The sequence below is a fragment of the Variovorax sp. OAS795 genome, from assembly GCF_040546685.1.
GTDB lineage: Bacteria > Pseudomonadota > Gammaproteobacteria > Burkholderiales > Burkholderiaceae_C > Variovorax.
This window is the reverse complement of sequence record NZ_JBEPOH010000002.1, coordinates 386,584-412,484: the sequence shown is the minus strand read 5'-3', so window position 1 is coordinate 412,484 and position 25,901 is coordinate 386,584. Positions and strand designations below refer to the sequence as shown.

The window sequence follows — 25,901 nt, the reverse complement described above, 5'->3', positions numbered from 1 at the left end:
GCCGCTTCATTGATCGTCCCGGAGGGGGTGCGTACCGTACGTACCCAGGCGCACAGGCATGTGCGCCGTACCTAAAACACCGGAGACGCCTCGATGAGTTCACATTGGATTTCGATCTACGCACTGGTCGGCATGTTCGTGCTGGCCACGGTGCTGCCCATCAACATGGGCGTTATCGCCTTCGTCGGTGCGTTCCTGGTCGGCACGCTGGTGGCCGGCATGAACGCCAAGGCGATCATGGGCGGCTTTCCGGCCGACCTGTTCCTCACGCTGGTGGGCATCACCTACCTGTTTGCGCTGGCGCAGAACAACGGCACCATCGACTGGCTCGTGAGGCTGGCGGTGCGCGCCGTGCGCGGGCGCATCGCAGCCATTCCGTGGATCATGTTCTTCATCGCCGCGCTGCTCACGGCGGTAGGTGCCGTGAGCCCGGCGGCGGTGGCGATCATCGCGCCCATTGCGCTCGGCTTTGCGGCCAAGTACGGCATCAATCCGCTGCTCATGGGACTGATGGTCGTGCACGGCGCGCAGGGTGGCGGCTTCTCGCCGATCAGCATCTACGGCGGCATCACCAACAAGATTGTCGCCAAGGCCGGCCTGCCGCTGAACGAGATCGCCACCATGCTCGCAAGCCTGGGCGTCAACCTGGCGGTGTCGCTGCTGCTGTTCTTCCTCATGGGCGGCATGAAGCTGCTGCGCCAGCGCGCGAACCTCGACGGCAGTGCGCCGGTGGTGCAGCGCGTGTCGCATGGGCAAGGCGGGGCCCAGGTGTATGGCGACGCCGAAGGCGAGTCGTTCTCCGAAGAGCGGCGCACCGCGGACGGCGCACGTAACTCGCTGATGGAATCTGCGCCGGCCGAAGCCGCGAACGCAGGCTCGCGCGGCTACCAGGTCGCCACCGTCCTCGGCCTGCTGGCGCTGGCCGTGCTGACGCTGTTCTTCAAGCAGGACATCGGCTTCGTCTCCATCACCATCGGCCTGGTGCTCACGCTGATGGCGCCCAACCTGCAAAAGCGCGCACTGGGCCAGGTCTCGTGGCCGGAGATCATGCTGATCGTGGGTGTCAGCACCTATGTGGGCGTGATGGAAAAGATGGGCACCATCGATTTCGTCGGCCACAGCGTGGCCGGGCTCACCTCGCCCATGGTCGCCGCGCTGCTGCTGTGCTTCGTCGGCGCCGTGGTCTCGGCCTTCGCCTCGTCGACCGCGGTGCTCGGTTCGCTGATCCCGCTGGCGGTGCCGTTCCTGCAGGGCGATGCCGGCGTCAGCGCGATCGGCTTCATCGCAGCCATGGCCGTGTCATCGACCATCGTCGATGTCAGCCCGTTCTCCACCAACGGCGCATTGGTGCTCGCCAATGCCAAGGGCGTGGACCGCGACGTGTTCTTCCGGCAGCTGATGGTGTACGGCGCCATCGTGACGCTGGTGGCGCCCGTGGTGGTGTGGCTGCTCTTCGTGGTCCTGTGAAGCGCAGCTTTCCGTTTTCGACCGCAATCCAATCCCTCTTCCCATGATCTCCACCACCTGGACCTCCAAGGCCGACGACCGCGCCGCGCGGCTGGCGCGCGCGGCCGAAGCCCTCGGCAAGCGGCTCGCCGGCAAGCGCGTCGAGACCGACGCCATCGCCACCCTGCTCGAAGCGGTGCTCGCGCCCGGCGACCGGGTCTGCCTCGAAGGCAACAACCAGAAGCAGGCCGACTTCCTCGCGCAGGCGCTGGTGCAGGTGGATCCGGCCAAGGTGCACGGCCTGCACATGGTGCAGTCGGTGCTGGCGCTGCCGGAGCACCTGGACGTGTTCGAGAACGGCGTGGCCGCGCGGCTGGACTTCAGCTTCTCGGGGCCGCAGGGCGCACGGCTGGCCAAGCTGGTGTCGGCGGGGCGCATCGAGATCGGCGCCATCCACACCTACCTCGAGCTGTTCGCGCGCTACTTCGTCGACCTCACGCCCAAGGTCGCGCTGGTCGCCGCTCAGGCCGCCGATGCCGAAGGCAACCTCTACACCGGCCCCAACACCGAAGACACGCCGGCCATCGTCGAAGCCACCGCGTTCTCGGGCGGCATCGTGATTGCGCAGGTCAACGAAATGGTCGACGGCAAGACCACCACGCTGCCGCGCATCGACATTCCGGCCGACTGGGTGAGCTTCGTGGTCAAGGCGCCGCGCCCCAACTTCATCGAGCCGCTGTTCACGCGCGACCCGGCGCAGATCAGCGAGGTCCAGATCCTGATGGCCATGATGGCCATCAAGGGCATCTATGCCGAGTACGGCGTGCAGCGCCTGAACCACGGCATCGGCTTCGACACCGCGGCCATCGAGCTGCTGCTGCCGACCTATGCGGAGTCGCTCGGGCTCAAGGGCAAGATCGGCAAGCACTGGGCGCTCAACCCGCACCCGGCGCTGATTCCGGCCATCGAGGCGGGCTGGGTGGAATCCATCCACTCCTTCGGCTCCGAGCTGGGCATGGAGGACTACATCCGCGCGCGCTCCGACGTGTTCTTCACCGGCCCCGACGGCAGCCTGCGCAGCAACCGCGCGTTCTGCCAGGCGGCGGGCCACTACGCCTGCGACATGTTCATCGGTTCGACCTTGCAGATCGACCTCGACGGCAACAGCTCGACCGCCACGCTGGGCCGCATTGCCGGTTTCGGCGGCGCGCCCAACATGGGCGCCGACGCGCGCGGCCGGCGGCATGCGAGCCCGGCCTGGCTCAAGGCCGGGCGCGAGGCGCGGGCCGGGCGCACCGGGGCGGCCGGCACGCCGCGCGGGCAGAAGCTGGTGGTGCAGATGGTCGAGACCTTCCGCGAGCACATGCAGCCGGCCTTCGTCGACCGGCTCGATGCCTGGACGCTGCAGGAGCAGGCCGGCATGGACCTGCCGCCGATCATGATCTACGGCGACGACGTCTCGCACATCCTCACCGAGGAAGGCATTGCCAACCTGCTGATGTGCCGCAGCGACGCGGAACGCGAACAGGCGATTCGCGGCGTGGCGGGCTACACCGCCGTGGGCCTCGCGCGCGACAGGCGCGCGGTCGAGAACCTGCGCGACCGCGGCGTGATCCGCCGGCCGCAGGACCTGGGCATCGACCCCCGCCAGGCCACGCGCAACCTGCTGGCGGCACGCAGCATGCGCGACCTGGTGCGCGCTTCCGGCGGCTTGTACCAGCCGCCCAGGCGCTTCAGAAACTGGTAGCAGGAGATCCCACGATGAGCGACGTTCCCGCAGGGCTCGAGACCCTGGACTTTTCTTTCTCCGGCGGCCGGCCGGCCGGTGCCTTTGCGCCGGTGCTGGTCGGCGTGGTCGGTTCCGGCAACCTCGAGGTCATGCTCGAGCCGGCCGCAGGCACGGCTTGCGCGGTGCGCGTGGAGACTTCGGCGCGCGGCTTCGGCCCCATCTGGCAGGCCGTGATGGACGACTTCCATGCGCGCCATCCGCTGGCCGGCGTGCGCGTCTCGATCAACGACATGGGCGCCACGCCCGCGGTGGTGAGCCTGCGGCTCGACCAGGCCGTGGCCGAGATCGCGGGAGGCCGGCCATGATCAGCTATGCCGAATGCTCGGCGCGCGAGCGTCTCGCGCTGCTGCTCGATCCCGGCAGTTTTCATGAATGGCTGCCCCCGAGCGAGCGGGTCATGAGCCCGCACCTCGCGCAGCTGGGCGTGCCGTCCGCCTTCGACGACGGCGTGGCGGTCGGCCGCGCGACGCTCGATGGCCACAGCGTCTTCGTGGCCGCGCAGGAAGGCGCGTTCATGGGCGGCGGCGTCGGCGAGGTCCACGGCGCCAAGCTGGTCGGCCTGATGCAGCGCGCACTGCGCGACCGGCCGGCGGCCGTGCTGCTGCTGGCCGAATCGGGCGGCGTGCGGCTGCACGAGGCCAATGCCGGACTCATCGCGGTGTCGGAAGTGATGCGCGCCCTGCTCGACGTGCGCGCCGCCGGCATCCCGGTCGTGGTGCTGATCGGCGGCGCCAACGGCTGCTTCGGCGGCATGGGCATCGTGGCGCGCTGTGCCGACCACGTCGTGATGAGCGATGTCGGCCGGCTGGCCATGTCGGGCCCCGAGGTGATCGAGGCTTCTCACGGCGTGGACGAATTCGACTCGCGCGACCGGGCGCTGGTCTGGCGCACGACCGGCGGCAAGCACCGCTGGCTCATCGGCGACTGCGATGCGCTCGTCGAAGACGATGTGGCCGCCTTTCGCGCGGCGGCCATCGCAGCGATCGGCGAATCGAAGCCGTTCACGCTGGCGGCGCTGGAGCAGGAGCACGCACTGCTCACACGACGCCTGCACGCCCTGGACGCCACCGACACCACGGACCTCGACGAGGCCGTGCTGCTCTGGAGCGCGCTGGGCATCGCCGACGCGCAGCAGGTCTCCGAGCTTTCGGTCGAAGCGGTCCGCGCGTTGCGCACCATCTGAAACAAAGCGGGGCACTCCATGCAGTGGAATTCACTTGTCACCCAGCTCTTCGGCCCCTACCACGGGATGCGCGAAGACGGCGATTTTCTGCAGGGCGAAGTCATCTTCGATGGCGAACCCATCGCCGTGATCGGCACCACCCACCACGCGCCGATCGGCGTGCGGCTCGCGCTGGTGCAGGCCCGCGTGGTGCTGGACACGGTCGCGCAACATCCGGGCCGGCCGATCCTGCTCCTGATCGACACCCAGGGCCAGCAACTGCGGCGGCGCGACGAGCTGCTCGGCATCAACCGCGCCATGGCGCACCTCGGCGCGAGCATCGACCTGGCGCGGCGGCGCGGCCACCGCGTGATCGGCCTGGTGTACGACCAGGCGCTGTCGGGCGGCTTCATCACCTCGGGCCTGATAGCCGACGCCTGCTACGCACTGCCCGACGCCGAGATCCGCGTGATGCGCATCCCGGCCATGGCGCGCGTGACCAAGCTGCCGGAGGAGAAGCTCACGGCCCTGTCGCAATCCAACCCCGTGTTCGCACCCGGCGTGCAGAACTACGTGGCGATGGGCGGCGTGCGTGCACTCTGGCAGGGCGACCTGCAGGTTTGCCTTCGCGACGCGCTGGCCCACACACCGACCGAAGACCGACGCGCCTTCGACGGCGCCGAACGGGGTGGACGCCGGCTCGCCGCCTCGGTCGTGCAGCGCGTGCTGGACGCCGCCTGAAGGCGGGCTGCGTGGAAATGGCCGCCATGCACGCACTGCACCGCCACCAGCTTGCCTGGCTCTCCCGCAGCGGGTGGAGCGCCGTGCGGGCGCGGCCGTGGGATGTGCAGGCGAGCGACTGCCTCGCGCATTGGGACTCGAATGGGCTGCCTCTGGTCGTGACGCGCCAGCCGGCAGGCGCCGCCGCTGGATGCATTGCGCTGGGCTTGCCCGCGCCTGCGCGCTGGAACAGGCGCCGGCTTGCCCTGCAAGTGCCGCTCGCCGATGTGCATGGCTACGGCGAGTTTCCGCTGCTTGCCGACATGCAGGACTTGCTGCCTCGGGCAGCGCGGGACGCGGCGCGCACACTGCTCGGCCGGCTCGGCGAATGCCATGCGGCGGCACGCGCGTTCGGCAGCTACGGCTGGCAGGCGATCAGCGGCCTGGATCATGTACGGACCGGGTCCGACCTCGACCTGTCCATCGCCGTCGATGGGGCGGCGCATGCCGACGACGTGGTTCGCGCACTCTGCGCATTCGAGGCGGAACAGCCCAGGCTGGATGGCGAGGTCATGTTCGCGGACGGCGCGGCGGTGGCCTGGCGCGAATGGAACGAATGGCGCGCCGGCCGCGCGCGGGCCGTGATGGTCAAGCGGCTCGATGGCGTCGCGCTGCAGCACGATGGCGCCTGGTGCGAATCGGCAGGAACGAAGGAGCTCGCCGCATGAGGACCGCTGCGCTCCCGCTGCAACCCGATGCGCGGCTCACGCCGTCGGCAATCGGGCACGCCGCCACGCTTGCGCTGTACGACGAGCTGTCGCTGTCGCCCAAGCCCGGCCTGGTCACGTTGATCGACTGCGGCAGCCACGACGACATGGACGCGCACACCTTCATGCGCAGCCTGTTCTCGCTGCGCCGCTACTTCGTGCAGATCGCCGAGGCGGGCGCGGACGGCGCGGATTTCGCCGTGCTCGAGCGGCACGGCATCGCGGCCGAGGCACGCATGCTGGCCGCGACCCGCGGCATCAACACCCACCGCGGCGCGATCTTCATGCTGGGCCTGTTGTGCGCCTCGGCGGGCGCGGCGCTGCGTGAACAACACGGCCCCTTGCACCCGGCCGCGCTGCGCGATGCGCTGCGCCGCCACTGGGGCGATGCACTGGCCAGGCGCAGCCAGCGCCCATCCGTCCTCCCCGGCGGCATCGCGGCGCGGCGCCTCGGCCTGCGCAGCGCATCCCAGGAGGCGGCCCTGGCATTTCCGGTGCTGTTCGAGACCGCGCTGCCCGCATTGGGCGATGCGCTGGCCCGGGGACTTACGCCCCGCCAAGCCCGGCTCGAGACCCTGTTCCGCATCATCGCGGTGCTCGACGACAGCAACCTCGCGCACCGCGGCGGTCTTGCCGGCCTGCGTGCTGCACAGCGCGCCGCGCAGGGCTTTCTCGATCGCGGCGGCATTGCGCGGGCCGGTGGCCTTTCGCATGCGCAAGCGATCACAGACGATTTCGTGCGGCAGCGTCTCTCGCCCGGGGGCGCGGCCGACACGCTCGCCGCGGCCTGCTGGATCCAGCGCGTGTGTGCTGCACCATGAGCTTCGCACTTCTTTTTTCGGGCCAGGGCAACCAGCATCCCGCCATGCTGCCGTGGCTGGCGGACGACGCGACCGTGCGCGGCATGTGCGCCCGGCTTGGGGTCGGCGACTGGCGCCAAGCGCTCGCCGATGCAGGCTGGGCCGAACGCAACGACAACGCGCAGACGCTGCTGACGAGCCTCGCGCTGGCGGCTTGGGGGCAGCTGGCGCCCAAGGTTCCTCCGCCCGCCGCGGTCGCCGGCTACAGCGTCGGCGAACTGGCGGCCTTCAGCGCGGCCGGCGTGATCGATCCCGCCGCGGCGGCGGCATTGGCACCGCGGCGGGCCGAGGCGATGGACCGCTGCGCCGCCGAATCCCCCGGCGGCCTGGTGGCCGTCACCGGCCTTGCCGGGCAGGCGCTCGAACAGCTGCGCAGCGATGCGGGACTCGAACTCGCCATCCGCAATGGCGACGCCAGCGTGGTGCTCGGCGGACCGGTCGACGCACTGGACAGCGCCGAGCGCATGGCCGTGGCGGCCGGTGCGCAATGCACGCGCCTCCGGGTCAACGTCGCCTCGCACACGCGCTGGATGCGCGAGGCGGCGGAAAGCTTCTCGCAAACACTGGCCGACGTACCTTTTCTTGCGCCCCGCGCCCTGCTGTTCAGCAACACGGGCGATCGCGTCCGCGATGCCAGCGCCGCCCGCGCGGCGCTGGCCGCCCAGATCGCGCAGACGGTCCGCTGGGACGAATGCATGGAAAACATCTCGGCCCGGCAGGTGCGCTGCGTGCTCGAAATCGGCCCGGGCCAGGCGCTCGCGCGCATGTGGAACCAGCGCTATCCCACTGTGCCGGCACGCGCCTGCGACGACTTCCGCAGCGCCGCGGCGGTTGCCGCGTGGCTGAACAGCCATGCGGAGCAATGAATCCAGGCCGCGCGCCTGATGTCTTGAATCGAACCACCGGAGATCCCATCGTGAACAGCAACGAACCGACGACCCCTCCTCTCCATCCAGCCCCGGACATGAAGGACGCCCATGTGTCCGGCATGGCCGCGTATGAAAAACTGGTGGCCGAAGCGGAGGCCGACCACAGCGGCTACTGGTCGCGCCTCGCGCGCGAGTTCCTGAGCTGGAAGACGCCGTTCACCAAGGGCCTCGACGACAGCCAGGCACCCTTCTTCAAATGGTTCGAGGACGGCACGCTGAACGTGTCCTGGAACTGCCTGGACCGCCAGGTCGAGCGCGGGCTCGGCGACAAGACCGCGATCGTCTTCGAAGCCGACGACGGGCAGGTGACGCGGATCAGCTACCGCGAGCTGCTCGCGCGCACCTGCCGCCTGGCCAATGCACTCAAGGCGCGCGGGGTGAAGAAGGGCGACCGCGTCGTCATCTACATGTCGATGAGCATCGAGGGCGTGGCCGCTATGCAGGCCTGTGCGCGCATCGGCGCCACGCATTCGGTGGTGTTCGGCGGCTTCTCGGCGCAGAGCCTGCGCGACCGCATCCAGGACGCCGGCGCCGTCATGGTGATCACCGCCGACGAGCAGGTGCGCGGCGGCAAGCGGCTGCCGCTAAAGGCCATCGTCGACGATGCCATCGCACTGGGCGGCTGCGAGAGCGTGAAGAACGTCGTCGTCTATCGCCGCACCGGCGGCGCCATCGCCTGGGAACCGTCGCGCGACCGCTGGCTGCACGAAGAGACGCAAGCCCAGCCGGAGGCCTGCGAGCCCGAATGGGTGGGCGCCGAGCATCCGCTCTTCGTGCTCTACACCTCCGGCTCCACCGGCAAGCCCAAGGGCGTGCAGCATTCCAGCGGCGGCTACCTGCTGCATGCGGCGCTGACCACCAAGTGGACCTTCGACCTGAAGCCGGACGACGTGTTCTGGTGCACCGCCGACATCGGCTGGGTCACGGGCCACACCTACATTGCCTATGGCCCGCTGGCGCTGGGCGCGACCGAGGTGGTGTTCGAGGGCGTGCCCACCTACCCCGACGCGGGCCGCTTCTGGCAGATGATCCAGGACCACCGGGTGAGCGTGTTCTACACCGCGCCCACGGCCATCCGCTCGCTCATCAAGGCGGCCGAAGGCAACGAAGCGGTGCACCCCAGGCGCTACGACCTGTCGAGCCTGCGCATCCTGGGTTCGGTGGGCGAACCGATCAACCCTGCGGCCTGGGAGTGGTTCCATCAACACGTGGGCGGCGGCCGTTGTCCGATCGTCGATACTTTTTGGCAGACTGAAACGGGTGGCCACATGATCACGCCGCTGCCGGGCGCCACGCCGCTGGTGCCGGGCTCCTGCACCCTGCCCTTTCCGGGCATCGCGGCCGCCATCGTCGACGAGACCGGCACCGACGTGCCCAACGGCCAGGGCGGCATCCTCGTCGTGAAGAAGCCGTGGCCGAGCATGATCCGCACCATCTGGGGCGACCCGGAGCGTTTCAAGGCGAGCTACTTTCCGCCGGAACTCAAGGGCTACTACCTGGCGGGCGACGGTGCGATCCGCGATGCGAAGACCGGGTATTTCACGATCACAGGGCGCATCGACGACGTGCTCAATGTCTCGGGCCACCGCATGGGCACGATGGAGATCGAGTCGGCGCTGGTGTCGTGCACCGCACTCGTAGCGGAAGCCGCGGTGGTCGGCCGACCGGACGACACCACCGGCGAGGCGATCTGCGCCTTCGTCGTGCTGAAGCGCGCTCGTCCCACGGGCGATGAAGCGAAGAAGATCGCCACCGAGCTGCGCGACTGGGTGGCCAAGGAGATCGGTCCCATCGCCAAGCCCAAGGACATCCGCTTCGGCGACAACCTGCCCAAGACGCGCAGCGGCAAGATCATGCGCCGGCTGCTGCGCTCCGTGGCCAGGGGCGAGGCCATCACGCAGGACACTTCGACGCTCGAGAACCCGGCCATCCTGGCGCAGCTGTCAGAACGGAACTGAACCGGACCGAGCGCGCAGCTGTGCGGTGGATTGGGTCAGCGTCCGTGGACAATCGGCGTAGCCGGCCGTGACAGCGGGCCGAGACAATCGAAAAAAAGAATCCGGAGACCCCATGAACCATTCCGCCTTGCGCCCCTTCGTCCGTACCGCCCTCGCGCTGCTTGCCCTGGCCTTGTCGGCATGCGGCACCGTCCCGGACGCGGGCCAGCTCGCGGCCTCTTGCGCCAGCCTCGCGGGCCATGCCATCGCACCAGGCGCAATCGGATTGCCGAGCGGCAGGGCCTCGATCGCTTCGGCCGTTCTCGCGCCGGCCTCTCCTGCCACGGTGAACGCCGGGGCCTTCGTGCCGGCGCTGCCGCAGTTCTGCAAGGTCAGCGGCACCATCGCGTCGCGCGACCCGGCGGCCCAGGCCATCAACTTCCAGCTCAACCTGCCGACCACCTGGAACGGCAAGGCCCTGCAGTACGGCGGAGGTGGCTTCAACGGGGTGCTGATCACCGGCTTGGCTCCCCTGCGCGACGCGGCGCCGGACGACCTGCTCCCCATCGCACGGGGCTATGCGACCTTCGGCCAGGACTCCGGCCACCAGGCCTCCGCGTTCGCGCCCGGCGAGCCCGGCGCCTTTGCGTCGAACGACGAGATGCTCGAGAACTTCGCCTTCGCCTCCTACAAGAAGGTGAAGGACGCGGCCGTGGACATCATGCGCGCCTACTACGCACGCCCGCCGCAGCGCATGTATTACTTCGGCGGCTCCGAAGGGGGCCGCGAAGGCCTGGCCATGGCGCAGCGCTTTCCGGCGGACTACGACGGCATCGTCAGTGTCGTTCCCGTGATCAACTGGACCGGCCTGTTCCATGCCTTCGTGCGCAACCAGGTGCCGCAGCATGCGGACTGGCTGCAGCCCGAGAAGACGGCGCTCATCGCCAGGGCCACATCGAACGCGTGCGATGCGCTCGACGGGCTGGCTGACGGCGTGGTGAACAACTACATGGGGTGCCAGGCGCGCGTGGACCTGCAGCCCCTGCGCTGCCCCGGTGGCAGCGATGCCGGCGTGCATTGCCTGTCGGATGCCGAGCTGCGCCTGGTGCGCGACATCCACTCCCCCTATGTGTTTCCGTTTCCCCTTGCCAACGGCCTCACGGCGTATCCGCCCTGGCTCTACGGGCACGAAGACAGCCTCGACGGGCCTTCCGCGGTCAGCATGGTGCGCTGGGTTTCCGGTACCGCCGCACCCGCCTCGCCGCCGGACGCGGCGCGCAATTCGACGCAATGGATCTATGGAAGCAACTGGGTCCGCCACGCGATCGTGCGCGACAAGGGCTACGACGTGCGCGGCTATCGGCCCGAAGACTTTCGCGACCGTGTGCAGAAAACCTCGGCGCTGATGGACGCTACCAACCCGGACCTGTCGGCCTTCTTCGCGCGTGGCGGCAAGCTGATCCTGCGCGAGAACGCCGGCGACCGCGCACAGAGCGCGCTCATGGGCATCCAGTACCACGATGCGCTCGTGGCGCGACTGGGTGCGGGGGCGGCCGAAGGCTCGGTGCGGCTCTACGTCTCACCGGGCTCGACCCATACCGGCAACGCGCGCGCCGTGGCGGGCGGCCCCGTCGTGCCGACGATGGTGGACCTGCTCGACCCCCTGGACCGGTGGGTGAGCGCAGGCAGTGCGCCTGCGAACGCGCTGGTGCAGGTCGTCAAGGCGCCGCTGCCGCCGTTCGCCATGCAGGCCTCGCGCCCGATGTGCCGCTATCCGGGCTACCCGCACTACACCGGCGGCGACCCGGCGCAGGCATCGAGCTATGCGTGCCGGGCTTCCTGAGCCGGCAATGCCGGTCAGGGTAGAAGCTCGAACTTCAGGTCGGCCAGCGGCGTGACCTTTTCCTGGCGCGCCATCTTGTATTCGGTATTGGGCCCGAGCCACTTGGCCCAGATCCTGTCGAGCTCGCCCGACTTCTCCAGCGCGTAGAGCGCGGCATTGACCTTCGACAGCAGCACCGGCTCGTCCTTCTTCATGCCCACGCCAATGGGCTGGAGCACCATCGGTTCCGTGATCATCTTCAGCGCCACGCCTTCGGCCTTCGACTGGTTGACCAGCTTGGTGATGGTCATCGTGTTCGCCACCATGCCGACCGACTTGTTCTGCTGCACCGCCATGAACGCCGATCCGGTGTCCTGGAAGGTCACGGGCTCCGAGCCGTTCATCTTGATCGACAGCTCGGAGGTCGAGCCCTTGGTCGAGCTCAGGCGCTTGCCCTTGAAGTCGGCCTTGCTGGTGCCCGGGTCGGAGGCCTTCACCGCGAGCATTTCCTTGGCCACGTAGTACGGGTCGCTGAACTGGATCTGGTCGCCGCGGCTCTTGGTGTAGGCCAGGTTCGCGATGGTCACGTCGACGCGGCCGAGCTTCACCTCGGGCACCCGCGCCTCCACCGACAGCGGCGTGACCTTGGCCGCGAGCCCCAATTCCTTGGCGAGCGCCTGGCACAGGTCGACGTCGTGGCCCACCATCTCGCGCGTCTTGGGATCGGGGGCCGCGAAGGGCGGCACATCGGCGAATGTGCCGCAGCGCAGTTCCTTGCGCTGGCTGATGTCGCTCCATTGATCCGCATGCGACAGGAAGGACGCGGCGCAAAGACAGGTTCCGATGAGGCTGAGGCGAAAGACGGTTCTGGTCATGGTGAGCTCCTGGGGAGAGACGGGGTAGAAGAAAAACGAGGCGGTCAATGCGCGCGCAGATCCGACAGGAAGCGCTGCGCACGCGGATGCTGCGGGCTGCCGAAGAAGGCTTCGGGGTCGGCCTTCTCGAGAATGCGGCCCGCGTCCATGAACCAGACCCGGTCGGCCACGTCGCGGGCGAAGTTCATCTCGTGCGTGACGCACATCATGGTCATGCCGTCGTTGGCAAGGCTGCGCATCACCGACAGCACCTCGCCCACCATCTCGGGATCGAGCGCGCTGGTGGGCTCGTCGAACAGCATCGCGGGCGGCTCCATGGCCAGCGCCCGGGCAATGGCCACGCGCTGCTGCTGCCCACCCGAAAGCTGGGCAGGATACGCCCCGGCCTTGTTCGACAGGCCGACGCGCTCCAGCAGTTGCGCCGCGCGCTCCTTCGCCTCGGCCCGCTTCACGCCCAGGACACGCATGGGCGACAGCATGATGTTCTCCACCACCGACAGGTGCGGAAACAGGTTGAAGCTCTGGAACACGAAGCCGATGCGGCTGCGCAGCTTGTTGAGCGCCGCGCTGCTCATCGGCGCGTGGATGTCGTGGCCGTCGAAAAGAAGCTGCCCCGACTTCACCTCCTCCAGCCGGTTCACGGTGCGGATCAAAGTGGACTTGCCGGAGCCCGAAGGCCCGCAGACCACCACCACTTCGCCCTTCTTGACCTCGGCATTGACGTCTGCCAGCGCCTGGTAGTCGCCGTACCACTTGTTGATGTTGGAGAACAGGATCATGGTGTCATCCCCTGCGGAATGTGGAACGGGGTTCATGGATCTGTCTCCTTGTTTTCCTGTCGATGGCCGTCGACGCGGCCTCACGGGTTCGCCGCCACCGGAGGCGGCAGCGAGACACCGTCTTGCGATGCCTTCACGGACGCGGCGCCGAGCCGCTTGTGGGCGATGCGCCGCTCCAGCCATTGCGTGAGCTGGGTCAGGCTGAAGCAGACGACGTAGTACGTCATCGCCAGGATGAAGAACACCTGGAACGGCTTGGTCAGCAACTGGTTGTTGATCTGGTTGGCCGCAAAGGTCAGCTCCTGCACGTTGATGACATAGCCCAGCGTGGTCTCCTTGATGGTGGAGATGAACTGGCTCAGCATGCTCGGCAGCATGTTGTAGAGCGCCTGCGGCAGGATCACGAACCACATGGTGCCCAGGTGGCCGTGGCCGAGCGCACGCGCCGCTTCGGTCTGGCCCTTGGGCAAGGCCTGGATACCGGCGCGCACCACCTCCGACAGGTAGGCGCCCTCGTAGATCACCAGCGTGCACAGCATGGTGGTGAAGCCCGACACCTCGCGCCCGATCAGGATGGGCACCAGGAAATAGACCCACAGGATCACCATCAGGAGCGGCACGCCGCGCACCACGTAGACCAGCACCGTGGCCGGCCAGCGCAGGACGCGCCAGGGCGAGAGCCGCGCAAGCGCGAGCAGCACCGAGAGCGGAAACGCCAGCACGATGCCCAGCACCGAGAGGATCAAGGTGGCGACGATGCCGCCGAGCGGGCCGCTGGGATACTGGCCGACCAGCAGCAGCAGCCAGTTGTCGCGAAGGATCTCGTAGACGCTGAACATGGCCTACCTTGCTCCGGCGACGCGGTAGCGACGCGACAGCCAGCCGCCCACCGCCATGATCAGCAGCGAGCACACCAGGTACAGCACCGTCGCCATGCTGTAGGCCTCGAAGGTGCGAAAGCTCTGGCTCTCGATTTCCTTCACCGCATGGGTCAGCTCGGCCACGCCGATCGCCATGGCCAGGCTGCTGTTCTTGAACAGCGACACGCTGTGGTTCACCAACGCCGGCACCGCGTTGCGGATGGCCTGCGGCAGCATCACGTGGCGCATCGAACCGATGTAGCCATGGCCGAGCGCACGCGCGGCCTCGGCCTGCCCGGCCGGAATGGAGCGCAGGCCCGAACGCATGTCCTCGCTGAAATACGCTGCCTGGCACAGGCCGAGCGCGACGATCGAGAGAATCGTCTCCGCGTTGTGCGCCGAGAGCCAGCCCTGCAGCGCATCGGGCAGCAGGCTGAAGATGCCGAAATACCAGAGCATGAGCTGCACCAGCGTCGGCACGTTGCGGTGATAGGAAACATAGCCGGCCACCAGGCGTTCGGCCAGCCGGCTCGGCGTGAGGCGCACGACCAGCAGCACGACCGCCATGGCCATGGCCAGCAGCCAGGAGCCGGCCGCGATCTTCAGCGTCTCCTGCAGCCCGTGCCAGAGCATCGCGCTGAATTCGGGCTTGAGCAGGATCGCCAGCAGGTCGAAGTCCTTCATGCGCGGTTCCTTGGCTTGGCTTGGCGTGGCGTGTGGGGCGTGGCGCAGCTCAGGCCTGCGGCGCTTCCGGCCGCGCGGTCGAGAGTCCGCCCGGCACCTGCAGCGTGGGCGTGATCTCCATGTGGCCCACGTTGACGGCGATGGGCGCCGCAATCGCAAAGGCAATGGCGTTGGCGATGTCCTCCGCCTGCGGCAGCTCGTAGCCTTCGACGAAGCGCTTGTAGGTTTCCTCGGAATCGCCGTGCACGTGCGCAAAAATGTCCGTGGCCACGCGGCCGGGGCAGATCTCGGTCACCCGCACGCGCCTTCCGAAGACGTCGATGCGCAGCTGGCGCGACAGCATGCTCACGGCCGCCTTGGTTGCGTGGTAGGTGCTGTTGCCGCCGAAGTTGTAGGCCGCGGCAATGGAACTGATGTTGACCACGTGGCCCCGGTCGCGCGTGGCCATGCCGGGCACCACGAGGCGGCACAGGTGCAGCACGGCGCGCAGGTTCACGTCGACCAGCAGGTCGATGCCCTCGGCGTCGGCCTTCAGAATCGAACCCGGGCGGTCGACCCCGGCATTGTTGACCAGCACGTCGAACGCCACCTCCTGCGTGATACGGGTGATGCCTGCGAGGTCGCTCACGTCGATGGCGTGCGGAATGCAGCCGGTGCGCGCGGCCAGCTCGGCCAGCTTGTCGGCGCTGCGCGCCAGCGCATGGACCTGGAGACCTTCCTTGCAGAGGCGCTCGACGACGGCGGCGCCGATGCCCGAGGAGGCTCCCGTCACCAGCGCGGTCTTGTAGTCGGAAAACGGCATCTTTGCTTCTTTCATTCGGAACGGCAGATCACTGCCTTGAATTCACTGTATCCAGCGCTTCTTCGCAGCGCCAAGACGGATTGGCTGTGGAGCGATAAGCCGCCCTTATGTTGCCCCGTGTTCGTGCGTGCGACCTAGGGTAAGCACCATGTCCGGGCTAGTCCCGCTGCCTGGAGATTGGCACGACGCGCCCCGCCTGCTCGACCACCTCCCGCACCGCGCGGGCCAGTTCCACCGCGCCGGGCGTGTCGCCGTGCAGCAGGATGGAATGGGCGCGCATCGGGATCTCCCGGCCGCTGTAGCTGGTGACGGTGCCCTGCTCCAGCAGCTGGCGCACGCGCGCCAGCACCGCGCCCCGGTCGTGGATCACCGCGTCGGGCAGCTTGCGCGGCACCAGCAGGCCGTCGTCGCCGCAGGCGCGGTCGGCCAGGAAGGTGGTGCGCACGCGCAGGCCCGAGCGCGCGGCTGCATCCTCGATGGCACGGCTGGCGGAAGAGCTGATGATGAGCGCCGGATTGAAATCCGCCACTGCGCGCACCAGCGGCTCGGCAAGCGCGGCATCGGCCGCGGCCATGTTGCCGAGCGCGCCGTGAAAGCTCATGTGCGTCATGCGGTGGCCGGCCGTGCGCGCCATGCCGTCCAGCGCGCTCAGTTGGTAGAGCACGCAGGCCACGAGTTCCTCGGGCTCGATCTGCATCGGCCGGCGGCCGAACCCGAGCAAGTCGGGAAAGCCCACGTGCGCCCCCACGTCGACGCCCCGGGCAAGCGCCATGCGCACGGTGCGGTCCATGATGACGGGGTCGCCCGCATGGAAGCCGCAGGCCACGTTGGCGGAAGAGACGATGTCCAGCAGCGCCTCGTCCTCGCCCATGCGCCAGGGGCCGAAGCCTTCGCCGAGGTCTGCGTTCAGGTCGATGTCCATGGGGTCCTTGCGCGTCAGAGGGGTTGCAGTTCGACCAGCGGCGTGCCGTAGCCGGCAGAAAGGCCATGGCCGACGCACACGGCGGCAATCTTGCCCGCCTCGGCCGCAGCGACGGGCAGAAGCAGCGGCCCGATCTGCATCAGGCCGACGGTCTGGCCGGCCGTCACGCGTTCGCCGATGCGGACCAACGGTGCGTTGCCGAGCGGATGGCCGTGCAGGAAAACGCCGACCGTGGGGGCCTTGACCGTGACAAGCGCCGCCCCGGCCGCGCCCTGCGCGTCGGACGGTTCGACGGGCAGTTCGACGATGTCGTCGCCCTGCCGTCCCAGGCGCAGCGTGCCGTTGGGCGTGCGCAGTTCGAACAGGCCGATGTCCGTGTCGGCCAGCCACGCGGCGAACAGGCTGGCGTGCAGCGCGACGTCCCGCATGTCAGCGCCTTGCCCCGGGCGCAGCGCGGTGCAGTTCGACCATGCGCGCCACCTTGTCGAGCCAGGCGCGCACTTCGTCGAGGGCAGCCACCGCCTCGTCCCAATCGGCTTCGATGAAGCGCACGCGGCTGCCGATCGGCGCCTGCCCGAGGCGCCACATGTCGGCCTCGATCACCGTGCCGAACTTGGGGTAGCCGCCGGAGGGCTGGGCGTCCCGCATCTGGATGATCGGCTGCCCGCTGTGCGGCACCTGGATCACACCGGGCACGATGCCGTGCGAACGCAACTCCATCGGCGCGATGGGGCGCAGCGCCTCGCCTTCGAGGCGGTAGCCGTAGCGGTCGCTCTGCGAAGTGATCTTCCATTCGCCGGCCCAGAAGGCGCTACGCGACGCGGGATCGAAGCCCGCGTATTCGGCCGCGGGCAAGACGCGCACGGCCGGCAGGCCGTCGCGTTCGAGCGGCATTGCGAGCGCGGGCGGCACCAGTCCGAAGCCGGTCTTGCATGCCGCGCCCGCACCGGCCGCGCGCAGCATGTCGCCTCGCCGCAGCGAACGCCCTTCGTGGCCGCCGAAGGCACCGCGCAGCTGCGTGCTGCGCGAGCCCAGCACTTCGGGCACGTCGACCCCGCCGGCCACGCACAGCATGGCGCGGGTGCCGCGCTGCGCGCCGCCTTGCGGCAGGCCCAACGCCAGCACCTGCCCGGCGCGCGCCTGGTGCACCCACCACGGCAGCAGGGGCTGGCCGTCGAGCCGGGCCGCGCAGTCGGCACCGGTCAGCGCAAATGCGCAGTCCTCGCCAAAGCGCACCTTGAACGGGAACACCGGGATCTCGATGGCGGCAGCGCCGAGCGCATTGCCCAGCAGCAGGTTGCCGGCCGCGAGCGCCAGGTTGTCCATGGCGCCCGAGGTGCCGACGCCCCAGCGCAGGCTGCCGGTGCGCCCCAGGTCCTGCACGGTGGCGAGCGCGGCCGATGAAAGCACTTCGATCATCGGACGATGCCCTCCACGCGGAAACGGATCATGTCGCCCGGCTGCAGCGCCGCCGGCGGGTCCTGCGCGGGATCGAAGAAGCACATCGAGGTGCTGCCGATGGTGTTCCAGCCGCTCGGCCCCGGCGACGCCGACACGCCGGTCTGCGCGCCGCCGATCGAGACCGCGCCGCCCGGAATGCTCAACACCGGCACCTTGCGGCGCGGTGTCGCGATGCGCGCGTCCATGCCGCCCAGGTAGCAGTAGCCCGGATGGCTGCCGAGCGCGTACACCGGGTAGAGCGGCGCGCTGTGCAGCTCGACGATGCGCTCGATGCTGAGGCCGGTGTGCGCCATCACGTCGGACAGGTGCGGGCCGCCGGCGCCGCCGTAGACCACAGGCAGCTCGACCACGCGGCCTTCGCGCGGCCGGGCGACCGCCGCATCCCACGCATCGGCCAGGCGAGCCTCGAGGGCTTCGAGCGCTTCGAGGCCGCGCGGCGGGCGAAGAAAGGTCAGCATCAGGTTGTTCATGCCCGGCACGGCTTCGCGGATTTCCGGCCAGGCCCCTGCTTCGTGCGCCAGCGCCCAGATGCGCTGCTGCGTGCCGAGGTTCATCTCGCCGGGGGGCTCGAACAGCAGCGCGGTGGTGCCCAGCAGGCTGGTCGAAGGTCGTTGCCGGGTCGTCATCCCACGCTCCGTTGCTTGAGCCAGCGCTCGAGATGGTGGATGTCCACGCCGCCGGCGTCAAAGCCCTGGTCGCACAGCAGTTCGCGGTGCAGCGGCACGTTGGTCGCGATGCCGTCGATGCGCATCTCCGCGAGCGCGAGGCGCATGCGGCCGAGCGCATCGGTGCGCGTGCTGCCGTGCACGATCAGCTTGGCGATCATCGAGTCGTAGTGAGGCGGCACGCGGTAGCCGGCGTTGGCATGCGAATCGACGCGCACGCCGAAGCCGCCGGGCACCTGCCAGCCAGTGATGCGCCCGGGCGATGGCGCGAAGGTAACGGGGTTCTCGGCGTTGATGCGGCACTCGATGGCGTGGCCCTGGCAGCGCACATCGGCCTGCGAAAGCGAAAGGCGCTCGCCGCGCGCCATGCGCAGCTGCTGCTGCACGATGTCGATGCCGGCCGTCATTTCGGTCACCGGGTGTTCGACCTGCAGGCGGGTGTTCATCTCGATGAAATAAAACGCGCCCTTCTCATAGAGGAACTCGAAGGTGCCCACGCCGCAGTAGCCGATCTGGCGGCAGGCGGCCGCGCAGCGCTCGCCCACCTCGGCCATCAGCGCGTCGTCGATGCCGGGCGCCGGTGCTTCCTCGATCACCTTCTGGTGGCGGCGCTGCAGCGAGCAGTCGCGGCTGCCAAGCCACACGGCGTTGCCATGGCTGTCGGCCAGCACCTGGATCTCGATGTGCCGCGGGTGCAGCAGGAACTTCTCGATGTAGACCTCGGGGTTGCCGAAGGCCTGGCGCGCTTCCTCGCGCGTGAGCGCCATCGCATCCAACAATGCCGCTTCGTCGTGCACCACGCGCATGCCGCGCCCACCGCCGCCGCCGGCCGCCTTGACGATCACGGGGTAGCCGATCTCGCGCGCGATGGCCTGCACGGCGGCCGGGTCCCCGGGCAGCCCTTCGTCGGGCCCCGGCACGCAGGGCACGCCGGCCTTGCGCATCGCGCGCTTGGCCGAGACCTTGTCGCCCATGGTGCGGATGCAGGCGGCGCTCGGGCCGATGAAGACCAGGCCGGCCTGCGCCACGCGCGCCGCGAATCCCGCGTTCTCCGACAGGAAACCGTAGCCCGGGTGGACGGCCTGGGCCCCGCTGACTTCGGCGGCGAACAGGATGGCGGACTGGTTCAGGTAGCTCTGCCCCGGCGCGGACGGACCGATGCACAGCGCCTGGTCCGCCTGCGCGACGTAGCCGGCTTCGCTGTCGGCCTCCGAGTGCGCGACCACGGTCCGAAGGCCCAGGCCGCGGCACGCGCGCAGGATGCGCAAGGCGATCTCGCCGCGGTTCGCAATGAGGACGGTGTCGAACACGGCGTGGTCTTCCTCAACCGAAACGGAACAGGGGCTCGCCTGCTTCCACTTCCTGGCCCGAGCTCACGAGCACGGACTGCACGGTGGCGGCGACCTCGGCGCGGACTTCGTTGAACATCTTCATGGCCTCGATCACGCAGAGCATCTGGCCGGCCTCGACGGCCTGTCCCGGGTGCACGAAGGGCGGCTCGCCGGGCGCGGGCTGCAGGTGCACCACGCCATGGAGCGGTGCGCGGCATTCGTCCGCGGCGGCCTCCGGCAGTGCCGTTTCCGCGGAAGCCGCGCCGGTTGCATGGCGTGCGCCGGCGGGGGGCCGTGCCATGGGCACGGCCTTCAGCGCCGACTGCTTCACCAGCCTGAGCGTGCTGCCGTCTTCCGTGTACTCCAGCTCCGCCAGGTCCGAAGCGGCGAGTGCATCGATGAGCGTCTTGATCTGTTCCTGCTTCATGTCGGGGCCTGCCTCTGGCGACAGGACATCCTTGGTGGCCGACGCATCCAGCGAACGCGTGACGGCAGGCATGAAAGGTAACGGGCCGCGGGCACAAAGCCCAAGACGGATTGGCTGTGCCGCGATAAGGGCGGCTTATGACGGCACGTCAGGCCAGCGCGGCCAGCCCGGGTTCGGGCGTGGCCGCGAAGTTGCCCGCGAGGTCGACCACCAGCTCGAGCAGGATGCTCTTCACCGCCTGCGCCGGTTCGGGAAGCGGCAGGTGGTCCGACTGGCACAGCGCCAGCGGCGCCTCGATGACCGGCTCGACGATCTGGAACTGCCAGGCGCCGCAAGAAGCCACCACCTCGCGCGCCATCGAGGCCGGCAGGATGGTCGCGCCCAGCCCGTCGGCAATGGCCGCCGTGAGCGTGAAGGCGGATTCGATCTCGGCCACCACGCGCGGCACCATGCCCGCACGCACGAAAGCCGCGTCGACCAGCTTGCGCACCACGTTGTAGGGGCGCGGCAGGAAGAGTTCGATGTCGCGCAGATCGACCAGCTTCACCGGCTGCGCCGGCGCCGGCATCGCGGCCGGCCCGACCAGGAACAGCGGCTCCTTGAGCAGCGGCTGAAAGCTCAAGCCATGGATCGCCTTGTCCCCATAGAGCACGGCCAGGTCCATGCGGCCGTTCATGATGAGCTCGCTCAGCGTGGTGCCGTAGTTCTCGTTCAGGTAGAGCAGGATGCCGGGGTGGCGTGCGCGCACGGTGCGCAAGAGCGGCAATGAAAGCGCGGAGGCCGCCGTGCCGGGCGCAAGACCCACCGACACCTGGCCCGAGAGTCCCTCGCCGGCCGCTTCCATGTCCACGCGCGCCTGCTCGCACTGGCGCAGGATGATCTGCGCATGCCGGTACAGCACCTTGCCGGCCTCCGTGGGCGTGACCCCGCGCTTGGTGCGCACGAGCAGCTGCTGGCGCACCTCGCCTTCGAGCGTGGCCAGCTGCTGGCTCAGCGCGGGCTGGGCGATGAAAAGAACCTCGGCCGCCTGCGTCAGGCTGCCGATGTCCACGATCTTCACGAAATATTTGAGGCGTCGCAGGTTCACGCCTTGTCCCCAAGCAAAACCCGAGCCTAGCACCGCCCCCGCGCAGCGGCCATCCGGGCTCACCATAAGCTGCGCCTATAGAACCAGTGCAATCTCGTCTTGGCCTCGCGCGATCGATGTGCGTACCGTTCGGTCCATGCCATTGCCAACCCAGGAAGACAAGTGACGCCCTCCCGCATTGCCGCCCGCGTGCGGCGCATCAAGCCCTCGCCCAGCACATCGGCCGCCGACCGCGCCAACGAGCTGCGGCGCCAGGGCAAGTCGATCGTGAACCTGGTGGTGGGCGAGCCCGACTTCGACACCCCGCCCCACATCCGCCAGGCCGCCGCTGCCGCCATCGAGCAAGGCGCGACCCGCTACACGCTGATGGCCGGCACGGTGGAGCTGCGGCAGGCCATCGTCGCCAAGCTGGAGCGCGAAAACGGCCTGCGCTATGCATTGAACGAAATCATCGCCACGAGCGGCGCCAAGAGCGCGATCTACAACGCCTTTGCGGTCACGCTGGAGCCGGGCGACGAGGTGATCATTCCCGCGCCCTACTGGGTGTCGTACCCCGACATGGTGCTGGCCTGCGAAGGCACGCCGGTCACCGTCGCCTGCCCCGAAACCAACGGCTTCAAGCTGGCGCCCGCGCAGCTGGAGGCCGCGATCACGCCGCGCACGCGCTGGCTGCTGATCAACTCGCCCAGCAATCCGACCGGCGCCAGCTACACCGCCGATGAATACCGTGCGCTGGCCGAGGTGCTGCAGCGGCATCCGCACGTCATGGTGATGACCGACGACATCTACGAACACATCCGCTTCGACGGCGGGGCGACGCCGCACCTGCTCGCGGTAGCGCCCGCGCTGCGCGAGCGCACGCTGGTGGTCAACGGCGTCTCGAAAACCTACGCGATGACGGGCTGGCGCATCGGCTATGCGGCCGGTCCGGCCGACCTGGTCAAGGCAATGGACACGCTGCTGTCGCAGTCCACCGGCAACTGCTGCTCGGTGAGCCAGGCGGCCGCGGCCGCCGCCTTGAACGGCGACCAGGGCTTCGTGGCGGAGAGCGTGGCGGTGTACAGGAAGCGGCGCGACCGCACCCTGGCGCTCGTCAACGAGATCCCCGGCCTGCGCTGCACCCCGCCGCCCGGCGCCTTCTACCTCTACATCCATTGCGGCGGCCTGGTCGGCAAGACCACGCCGCAAGGCAAGCGGCTGGAAGAAGACGGCGACGTGGTGATGTACCTGCTCGAGAGCAAGGGCGTGGCCGTGGTCGCGGGCACCGCCTATGGCCTGTCGCCCTACTTCCGCCTTTCCATCGCCACCGCCATCGAGACGCTCGAGGAAGGCTGCGCACGCATCGCGCAAGCAGTGGCCGCCCTGCGCTGAGACGCCCCCCGTCACCGAGGAAAGACATGCCCTACAAAGCCATCCGCAAGAACGCCTCCGCCGCTCCGGTGGCCCCCGAAATCCTTGCCGCACTGCGCGAGATGCCTGTCGCCGCGCTGAGCGACAACATGCACCGCAACATCGGCAGCACCGGCCTGCATCCCTACCACCGTCCGGTGGCGAGGACGATGGCCGGCACGGCCGTGACGGCGCGCTCGCGCGGCGGCGACAACCTCACGTACCTGCGCGCGCTCGAGTTCTGCCGTCCCGGCGACGTGCTGGTGATCGATGCCGGCGGCGACCTCAACAACGCGGTGGTCGGCGGCATCCTCTCGTTCTACGCCGCGCACATCGGCGTGCTGGGCGTGGTGATCGACGGCGCGATCCGCGACGTGGCCGAGGTCCGGGCGCGCGAGTTTCCGGTCTATGCGCGCGGCGTGACCCATCGCGGCCCCTACAAGGACGGGCCCGGCGAGATCAACGTGCCGGTGTCCGTGGGCGGGATGGTCGTCAACCCCGGCGACATCGTGGTCGGCGACCAGGACGGGCTCATGGCTTTTGCGCCGGAAGAAGCCGGGCTGCTGATCGAGAAGGCGCGCGCGCACCTCGCGACGGAAGCGGAAACCATCCGCGCCATGAAGGAAGGCCGCTGGGACCGCGCGTTCATCGACGCGCTCGAGGCGCGCTGCGCCAACTGAAAGGGTCGATCAGGTCGACGTTCCCGCCGCCGATGGCGCAGCGTTGACCGCCCATTGCGCTGCAAACGCCCGCTGGTACGCAGGCCGCGCTTCGCCGCGCGCGACATAGGCGGCCAGCGTGGGAAATTCGCTCAGCAGGCCGGACGGCCGCAGCCTCAGCAGCACCGACACCATCAGCAGGTCGCCGGCGCTGAAGCCGCCGTCCAGCCAGTCTTTGTCGCCCAAGCTTGCGGCCAGTTGGTTCAGGCGGGCGCGCACCCGGTCCTGCACGAGGGGCAGGCGCTCGGCCTTCCAGGGCATGTTGCCCTCCACCAGCTTGACGGTGACGAGTTCGAGGATGGGCAGCTCGACCGTGTTGAGCGCCGCGAACATCCACGTGATGGCCCGCGCCCTTGCGTTGGCATCGGCGGGCAACAGCCCCGGATGGTGCTCGGCGATGTGCAGCACGATCGCGCCGGTCTCGAACAGCGCCAGCTCGCCCTCCTCGTAGGTGGGAATCTGGCCGAAGGGATTCAGCGCCAGGTGCGCGGGTTCCTTCATTGCCTTGAAGGACACCAGCCGCACACCGTAAGGCAGGCCGGCCTCCTCCAGCGCCCAGCGCACGCGCGTGTCGCGCGCCAGGCCCTTGCCGCCGTCCGGCGATCGTTCGAAGGCGGTGATGGTGATGGTCATCGCGGGTGTCCTTTCGCAGGCAGAAAGTCAAAACTGTAGCCTCCCTGATGAGCCGCCGCTCCTCGCAACTTTTTCGAAGCGGCACGCGGTCGCACGGATCGGCCGCCCGACCGGGTGCGCGCCGGTGTTGCGCAACTCGGCGTGGGTATGCCCTTCACTTTCTGGAGACAATGGAAGCGCCCGCAACCGAACATGAAGGGATCCCGATGGCAGCCGACGACTGGTGGAAATACGGCATCGTCTATCAGGTCTACCCGCGTTCGTTCCAGGACAGCAATGGCGATGGCATCGGGGACCTCGATGGCATCCGCGCCCGGCTGGATCACCTGGTCTCGCTCGGTGTCGATGCCGTGTGGATCTCGCCGGTCTATCCCTCGCCGATGGCCGATTTCGGCTACGACATCTCCGACTTCTGCGGCATCGATCCGCAATTCGGCACGCTGGAGAGCTTCGATGCGCTGGTGCGGGATGCCCATGCGAAAGGGCTCAAGCTCATCCTGGACTTCGTGCCCAACCACACCTCGGACCGTCATCCATGGTTCGTGCAAAGCCGCAGCGCACGCAGCGATCCGCGGCGCGACTGGTACATCTGGCGCGACCCGGCGCCCGGCGGCGGGCCGCCGAACAACTGGCTCAGCAATTTTGGCGGCCCGGCCTGGACCTTCGATCCGGCCACCGGCCAGTACTATGGCCATTCGTTCCTGAAGGAGCAGCCCGACCTCAACTGGCGCAACCCCGACGTGCGGGCCGCGATGTACGAGGTGCTGCGCTTCTGGCTGCGACGCGGCGTCGACGGCTTCCGCGTCGACGTGCTCTCCCAGATCATCAAGGACGCGGAGTTTCGCGACAACCCGCCGAATCCGGACTTCGCCGAGGGGCAGGACCCGTTCTTTCGCTGGTCGATGCTCTACAACACCGACCTGCCCGAGCTGCAGCCGATCGTGGCCGAGATGCGCCGCGTGGTCGACGCGTTCAGCGACGCGCGCTCGTCGCGCGTGCTGATCGGCGAGCTCTACCTGCCGCTGCCTCGGTTGGTCGCCTACTACGGCCTCAACGCCGAAGGCGTGCTCGAAGGGGTGCAGCTGCCCTTCAACTTCCAGTTGATCGCGACCGAGTGGCAGGCGGCGCAAATCGACCGCTTCGTGCGCGACTACGAAGCGGCCCTGCCCGCCGGCGCCCAGCCCAACTGGGTGCTGGGCAACCACGACAAGTCCCGCATCGCGAGCCGCGTCGGGCCCCGGATGGCGCGGCTCGCGGCCATGCTGCTGCTCACGCTGCGCGGCACGCCGACGCTCTACTACGGCGACGAGATCGGCATGACGGACGTGCCCATTCCCGCCGATGAAGTGCAGGATCCGTTCGAGAAGAACAAGCCTGGCATGGGCCTGGGCCGCGACCCGGAACGCACACCCATGCAGTGGAGTGCCAGAGAGCACGCGGGCTTCACGAGCGCCGCGCCGTGGCTGCGCCTGGCCCCCGACTGGCCCACGAACAATGTGGAATCGCAGTCGCGCGACGCCGGGTCGATGCTCGCGCTGTACCGGCGCCTCATCGCCTTGCGCCGCGCGCAGCCCGCGCTGCACCGGGGCACCCATGAAGCGCTTGGAACCGAGGGCGAGGTGCTCGCCTATGCGCGCAATTGCGAGGGCCGGCGGCTGGTGGTGCTCCTCAACTTCGGCACCACGCCGGCGCCGATTTCGCCGGCGTCGATGCCGAGCGAGCCCATCGTGCTGGCATCGACCGATCCTGCGCGCGCCGAGCGCATCGACGGGCCCCTGGTGCTGGCGCCGCACGAAGGCGTCGTCCTCGGCAACGAGGAGAAGCCGTGACGGGTC

26 protein-coding genes are annotated in these 25,901 nt (G+C 68.9%); 13 read left to right on the top strand and 13 right to left on the bottom strand.

Translation table 11 applies throughout. The features are described 5' to 3' along the window. Nucleotides 1–93: 93 nt before the first annotated feature. From ABID97_RS27470 to ABID97_RS27425, 10 genes are all read left to right on the top strand, one after another. The gene (locus tag ABID97_RS27470; protein ID WP_354402502.1) at nucleotides 94–1,467 is read left to right on the top strand and encodes an SLC13 family permease; all 1,374 of its coding nucleotides are present in this window, start codon (nucleotides 94–96) and stop codon (nucleotides 1,465–1,467) included. 43 nt (nucleotides 1,468–1,510) lie between these two features. Beyond that, complete coding sequence (mdcA, locus tag ABID97_RS27465) at nucleotides 1,511–3,193, top strand: malonate decarboxylase subunit alpha (protein WP_354402501.1); 1,683 nt, start codon at nucleotides 1,511–1,513, stop codon at nucleotides 3,191–3,193. A 14-nt stretch (nucleotides 3,194–3,207) separates the two neighbouring features. After that, nucleotides 3,208–3,540 carry a malonate decarboxylase acyl carrier protein gene (mdcC, locus tag ABID97_RS27460; RefSeq protein WP_354402500.1) on the top strand — a complete coding sequence of 111 codons (333 nt, stop codon included), beginning with the start codon at nucleotides 3,208–3,210 and terminating at the stop codon, nucleotides 3,538–3,540. Continuing rightward, nucleotides 3,537–4,418 (top strand): biotin-independent malonate decarboxylase subunit beta, encoded by an 882-nt coding sequence (locus ABID97_RS27455; protein ID WP_354402499.1) that lies wholly within the window; start codon nucleotides 3,537–3,539, stop codon nucleotides 4,416–4,418. The genes mdcC and ABID97_RS27455 overlap by 4 nt, the downstream gene beginning before the upstream one ends. An 18-nt stretch (nucleotides 4,419–4,436) precedes the next feature. After that, nucleotides 4,437–5,138 carry a biotin-independent malonate decarboxylase subunit gamma gene (locus ABID97_RS27450; protein WP_354402497.1) on the top strand — a complete coding sequence of 234 codons (702 nt, stop codon included), beginning with the start codon at nucleotides 4,437–4,439 and terminating at the stop codon, nucleotides 5,136–5,138. A 26-nt stretch (nucleotides 5,139–5,164) separates the two neighbouring features. Beyond that, entirely contained in the window at nucleotides 5,165–5,845 is a 681-nt protein-coding gene (gene mdcG / locus ABID97_RS27445) for a malonate decarboxylase holo-[acyl-carrier-protein] synthase (protein ID WP_354402495.1), read from the top strand. Further along, nucleotides 5,842–6,705 (top strand): triphosphoribosyl-dephospho-CoA synthase, encoded by an 864-nt coding sequence (locus ABID97_RS27440; RefSeq protein ID WP_354402493.1) that lies wholly within the window; start codon nucleotides 5,842–5,844, stop codon nucleotides 6,703–6,705. Before mdcG ends, ABID97_RS27440 begins: the two co-directional genes overlap by 4 nt. Further along, the gene (locus ABID97_RS27435; protein ID WP_354402491.1) at nucleotides 6,702–7,610 is read left to right on the top strand and encodes an acyltransferase domain-containing protein; all 909 of its coding nucleotides are present in this window, start codon (nucleotides 6,702–6,704) and stop codon (nucleotides 7,608–7,610) included. Before ABID97_RS27440 ends, ABID97_RS27435 begins: the two co-directional genes overlap by 4 nt. A 98-nt stretch (nucleotides 7,611–7,708) precedes the next feature. Next, complete coding sequence (gene acs, locus ABID97_RS27430) at nucleotides 7,709–9,631, top strand: acetate--CoA ligase (protein ID WP_354403071.1); 1,923 nt, start codon at nucleotides 7,709–7,711, stop codon at nucleotides 9,629–9,631. 112 nt (nucleotides 9,632–9,743) lie between these two features. Beyond that, nucleotides 9,744–11,453 (top strand): tannase/feruloyl esterase family alpha/beta hydrolase, encoded by a 1,710-nt coding sequence (locus ABID97_RS27425; protein WP_354402490.1) that lies wholly within the window; start codon nucleotides 9,744–9,746, stop codon nucleotides 11,451–11,453. A 14-nt stretch (nucleotides 11,454–11,467) separates the two neighbouring features. On the opposite strand, the gene ABID97_RS27420 is transcribed toward ABID97_RS27425, so the two are convergent. From ABID97_RS27420 to nac, 12 genes are all read right to left on the bottom strand, one after another. Next, complete coding sequence (locus ABID97_RS27420) at nucleotides 11,468–12,307, bottom strand: ABC transporter substrate-binding protein (RefSeq protein ID WP_354402489.1); 840 nt, start codon at nucleotides 12,305–12,307, stop codon at nucleotides 11,468–11,470. Nucleotides 12,308–12,351: 44 nt separating this feature from the next. After that, entirely contained in the window at nucleotides 12,352–13,086 is a 735-nt protein-coding gene (locus tag ABID97_RS27415; RefSeq protein ID WP_354403070.1) for an amino acid ABC transporter ATP-binding protein, read from the bottom strand. Between the two features lie 80 nt (nucleotides 13,087–13,166). Beyond that, entirely contained in the window at nucleotides 13,167–13,925 is a 759-nt protein-coding gene (locus ABID97_RS27410; protein ID WP_354402487.1) for an amino acid ABC transporter permease, read from the bottom strand. Between the two features lie 3 nt (nucleotides 13,926–13,928). Beyond that, nucleotides 13,929–14,630, bottom strand: coding sequence for an amino acid ABC transporter permease (locus ABID97_RS27405; RefSeq protein ID WP_354402486.1), 702 nt, complete (start codon nucleotides 14,628–14,630; stop codon nucleotides 13,929–13,931). 49 nt (nucleotides 14,631–14,679) lie between these two features. Then, entirely contained in the window at nucleotides 14,680–15,432 is a 753-nt protein-coding gene (locus ABID97_RS27400) for an SDR family oxidoreductase (RefSeq protein ID WP_354402484.1), read from the bottom strand. A 157-nt stretch (nucleotides 15,433–15,589) separates the two neighbouring features. After that, nucleotides 15,590–16,354 (bottom strand): LamB/YcsF family protein, encoded by a 765-nt coding sequence (locus ABID97_RS27395; RefSeq protein WP_354402483.1) that lies wholly within the window; start codon nucleotides 16,352–16,354, stop codon nucleotides 15,590–15,592. A 14-nt stretch (nucleotides 16,355–16,368) separates the two neighbouring features. Further along, entirely contained in the window at nucleotides 16,369–16,782 is a 414-nt protein-coding gene (locus ABID97_RS27390; protein WP_354402481.1) for a biotin/lipoyl-containing protein, read from the bottom strand. Between the two features lies 1 nt (nucleotide 16,783). Further along, nucleotides 16,784–17,773: a 5-oxoprolinase subunit C family protein gene (locus ABID97_RS27385; protein ID WP_354402479.1), complete on the bottom strand. Its 990-nt coding sequence runs from the start codon at nucleotides 17,771–17,773 to the stop codon at nucleotides 16,784–16,786. Beyond that, the gene (gene pxpB, locus ABID97_RS27380) at nucleotides 17,770–18,441 is read right to left on the bottom strand and encodes a 5-oxoprolinase subunit PxpB (protein ID WP_354402478.1); all 672 of its coding nucleotides are present in this window, start codon (nucleotides 18,439–18,441) and stop codon (nucleotides 17,770–17,772) included. The genes ABID97_RS27385 and pxpB overlap by 4 nt, the downstream gene beginning before the upstream one ends. Continuing rightward, a complete protein-coding gene (gene accC / locus ABID97_RS27375) occupies nucleotides 18,438–19,790 on the bottom strand; it encodes an acetyl-CoA carboxylase biotin carboxylase subunit (RefSeq protein ID WP_354402477.1) in 1,353 nt (450 codons plus the stop codon). Before accC ends, pxpB begins: the two co-directional genes overlap by 4 nt. Nucleotides 19,791–19,803: 13 nt before the next feature. Continuing rightward, nucleotides 19,804–20,238, bottom strand: a complete 435-nt coding sequence (locus tag ABID97_RS27370; RefSeq protein WP_354403069.1) for an acetyl-CoA carboxylase biotin carboxyl carrier protein — start codon at nucleotides 20,236–20,238, stop codon at nucleotides 19,804–19,806. Between the two features lie 148 nt (nucleotides 20,239–20,386). Then, nucleotides 20,387–21,325, bottom strand: coding sequence for a nitrogen assimilation transcriptional regulator NAC (nac, locus tag ABID97_RS27365; protein ID WP_354402475.1), 939 nt, complete (start codon nucleotides 21,323–21,325; stop codon nucleotides 20,387–20,389). A gap of 162 nt (nucleotides 21,326–21,487) precedes the next feature. Here nac and ABID97_RS27360 point away from each other — a divergent pair, with 162 nt between their 5' ends. Next, nucleotides 21,488–22,696 (top strand): aspartate transaminase, encoded by a 1,209-nt coding sequence (locus tag ABID97_RS27360; protein ID WP_354402473.1) that lies wholly within the window; start codon nucleotides 21,488–21,490, stop codon nucleotides 22,694–22,696. Between the two features lie 26 nt (nucleotides 22,697–22,722). After that, nucleotides 22,723–23,394 (top strand): RraA family protein, encoded by a 672-nt coding sequence (locus ABID97_RS27355; RefSeq protein WP_354402471.1) that lies wholly within the window; start codon nucleotides 22,723–22,725, stop codon nucleotides 23,392–23,394. 9 nt (nucleotides 23,395–23,403) lie between these two features. Here the strand turns inward: ABID97_RS27355 and ABID97_RS27350 are convergent, their stop codons facing one another. Further along, nucleotides 23,404–24,066: a glutathione S-transferase family protein gene (locus ABID97_RS27350; RefSeq protein WP_354402469.1), complete on the bottom strand. Its 663-nt coding sequence runs from the start codon at nucleotides 24,064–24,066 to the stop codon at nucleotides 23,404–23,406. Nucleotides 24,067–24,272: 206 nt separating this feature from the next. On the opposite strand from ABID97_RS27350, the gene ABID97_RS27345 reads away from it, so the two are divergent. Further along, entirely contained in the window at nucleotides 24,273–25,895 is a 1,623-nt protein-coding gene (locus ABID97_RS27345) for an alpha-amylase family glycosyl hydrolase (RefSeq protein WP_354402467.1), read from the top strand. Nucleotides 25,896–25,901 lie beyond the last annotated feature (6 nt).

What these genes read in the sequence shown, in the direction of transcription:
- ABID97_RS27385 (WP_354402479.1), bottom strand. Translation starts at nt 17,773, where the DNA reads ATGATCGAAGTGCTTTCATCGGCCGCGCTCGCCACCGTGCAGGACCTG.
- ABID97_RS27370 (WP_354403069.1), bottom strand. Translation starts at nt 20,238, where the DNA reads ATGAAGCAGGAACAGATCAAGACGCTCATCGATGCACTCGCCGCTTCG.
- ABID97_RS27440 (WP_354402493.1), top strand. Translation starts at nt 5,842, where the DNA reads ATGAGGACCGCTGCGCTCCCGCTGCAACCCGATGCGCGGCTCACGCCG.
- ABID97_RS27390 (WP_354402481.1), bottom strand. Translation starts at nt 16,782, where the DNA reads ATGCGGGACGTCGCGCTGCACGCCAGCCTGTTCGCCGCGTGGCTGGCC.
- acs (WP_354403071.1), top strand. Translation starts at nt 7,709, where the DNA reads ATGAAGGACGCCCATGTGTCCGGCATGGCCGCGTATGAAAAACTGGTG.
- mdcA (WP_354402501.1), top strand. Translation starts at nt 1,511, where the DNA reads ATGATCTCCACCACCTGGACCTCCAAGGCCGACGACCGCGCCGCGCGG.
- ABID97_RS27355 (WP_354402471.1), top strand. Translation starts at nt 22,723, where the DNA reads ATGCCCTACAAAGCCATCCGCAAGAACGCCTCCGCCGCTCCGGTGGCC.
- ABID97_RS27400 (WP_354402484.1), bottom strand. Translation starts at nt 15,432, where the DNA reads ATGCCGTTTTCCGACTACAAGACCGCGCTGGTGACGGGAGCCTCCTCG.
- ABID97_RS27455 (WP_354402499.1), top strand. Translation starts at nt 3,537, where the DNA reads ATGATCAGCTATGCCGAATGCTCGGCGCGCGAGCGTCTCGCGCTGCTG.
- ABID97_RS27435 (WP_354402491.1), top strand. Translation starts at nt 6,702, where the DNA reads ATGAGCTTCGCACTTCTTTTTTCGGGCCAGGGCAACCAGCATCCCGCC.
- ABID97_RS27405 (WP_354402486.1), bottom strand. Translation starts at nt 14,630, where the DNA reads ATGAAGGACTTCGACCTGCTGGCGATCCTGCTCAAGCCCGAATTCAGC.
- pxpB (WP_354402478.1), bottom strand. Translation starts at nt 18,441, where the DNA reads ATGACGACCCGGCAACGACCTTCGACCAGCCTGCTGGGCACCACCGCG.
- mdcC (WP_354402500.1), top strand. Translation starts at nt 3,208, where the DNA reads ATGAGCGACGTTCCCGCAGGGCTCGAGACCCTGGACTTTTCTTTCTCC.
- ABID97_RS27350 (WP_354402469.1), bottom strand. Translation starts at nt 24,066, where the DNA reads ATGACCATCACCATCACCGCCTTCGAACGATCGCCGGACGGCGGCAAG.
- ABID97_RS27395 (WP_354402483.1), bottom strand. Translation starts at nt 16,354, where the DNA reads ATGGACATCGACCTGAACGCAGACCTCGGCGAAGGCTTCGGCCCCTGG.
- ABID97_RS27420 (WP_354402489.1), bottom strand. Translation starts at nt 12,307, where the DNA reads ATGACCAGAACCGTCTTTCGCCTCAGCCTCATCGGAACCTGTCTTTGC.
- mdcG (WP_354402495.1), top strand. Translation starts at nt 5,165, where the DNA reads ATGCACGCACTGCACCGCCACCAGCTTGCCTGGCTCTCCCGCAGCGGG.
- ABID97_RS27450 (WP_354402497.1), top strand. Translation starts at nt 4,437, where the DNA reads ATGCAGTGGAATTCACTTGTCACCCAGCTCTTCGGCCCCTACCACGGG.
- ABID97_RS27410 (WP_354402487.1), bottom strand. Translation starts at nt 13,925, where the DNA reads ATGTTCAGCGTCTACGAGATCCTTCGCGACAACTGGCTGCTGCTGCTG.
- ABID97_RS27415 (WP_354403070.1), bottom strand. Translation starts at nt 13,086, where the DNA reads ATGATCCTGTTCTCCAACATCAACAAGTGGTACGGCGACTACCAGGCG.
- ABID97_RS27470 (WP_354402502.1), top strand. Translation starts at nt 94, where the DNA reads ATGAGTTCACATTGGATTTCGATCTACGCACTGGTCGGCATGTTCGTG.
- ABID97_RS27345 (WP_354402467.1), top strand. Translation starts at nt 24,273, where the DNA reads ATGGCAGCCGACGACTGGTGGAAATACGGCATCGTCTATCAGGTCTAC.
- ABID97_RS27425 (WP_354402490.1), top strand. Translation starts at nt 9,744, where the DNA reads ATGAACCATTCCGCCTTGCGCCCCTTCGTCCGTACCGCCCTCGCGCTG.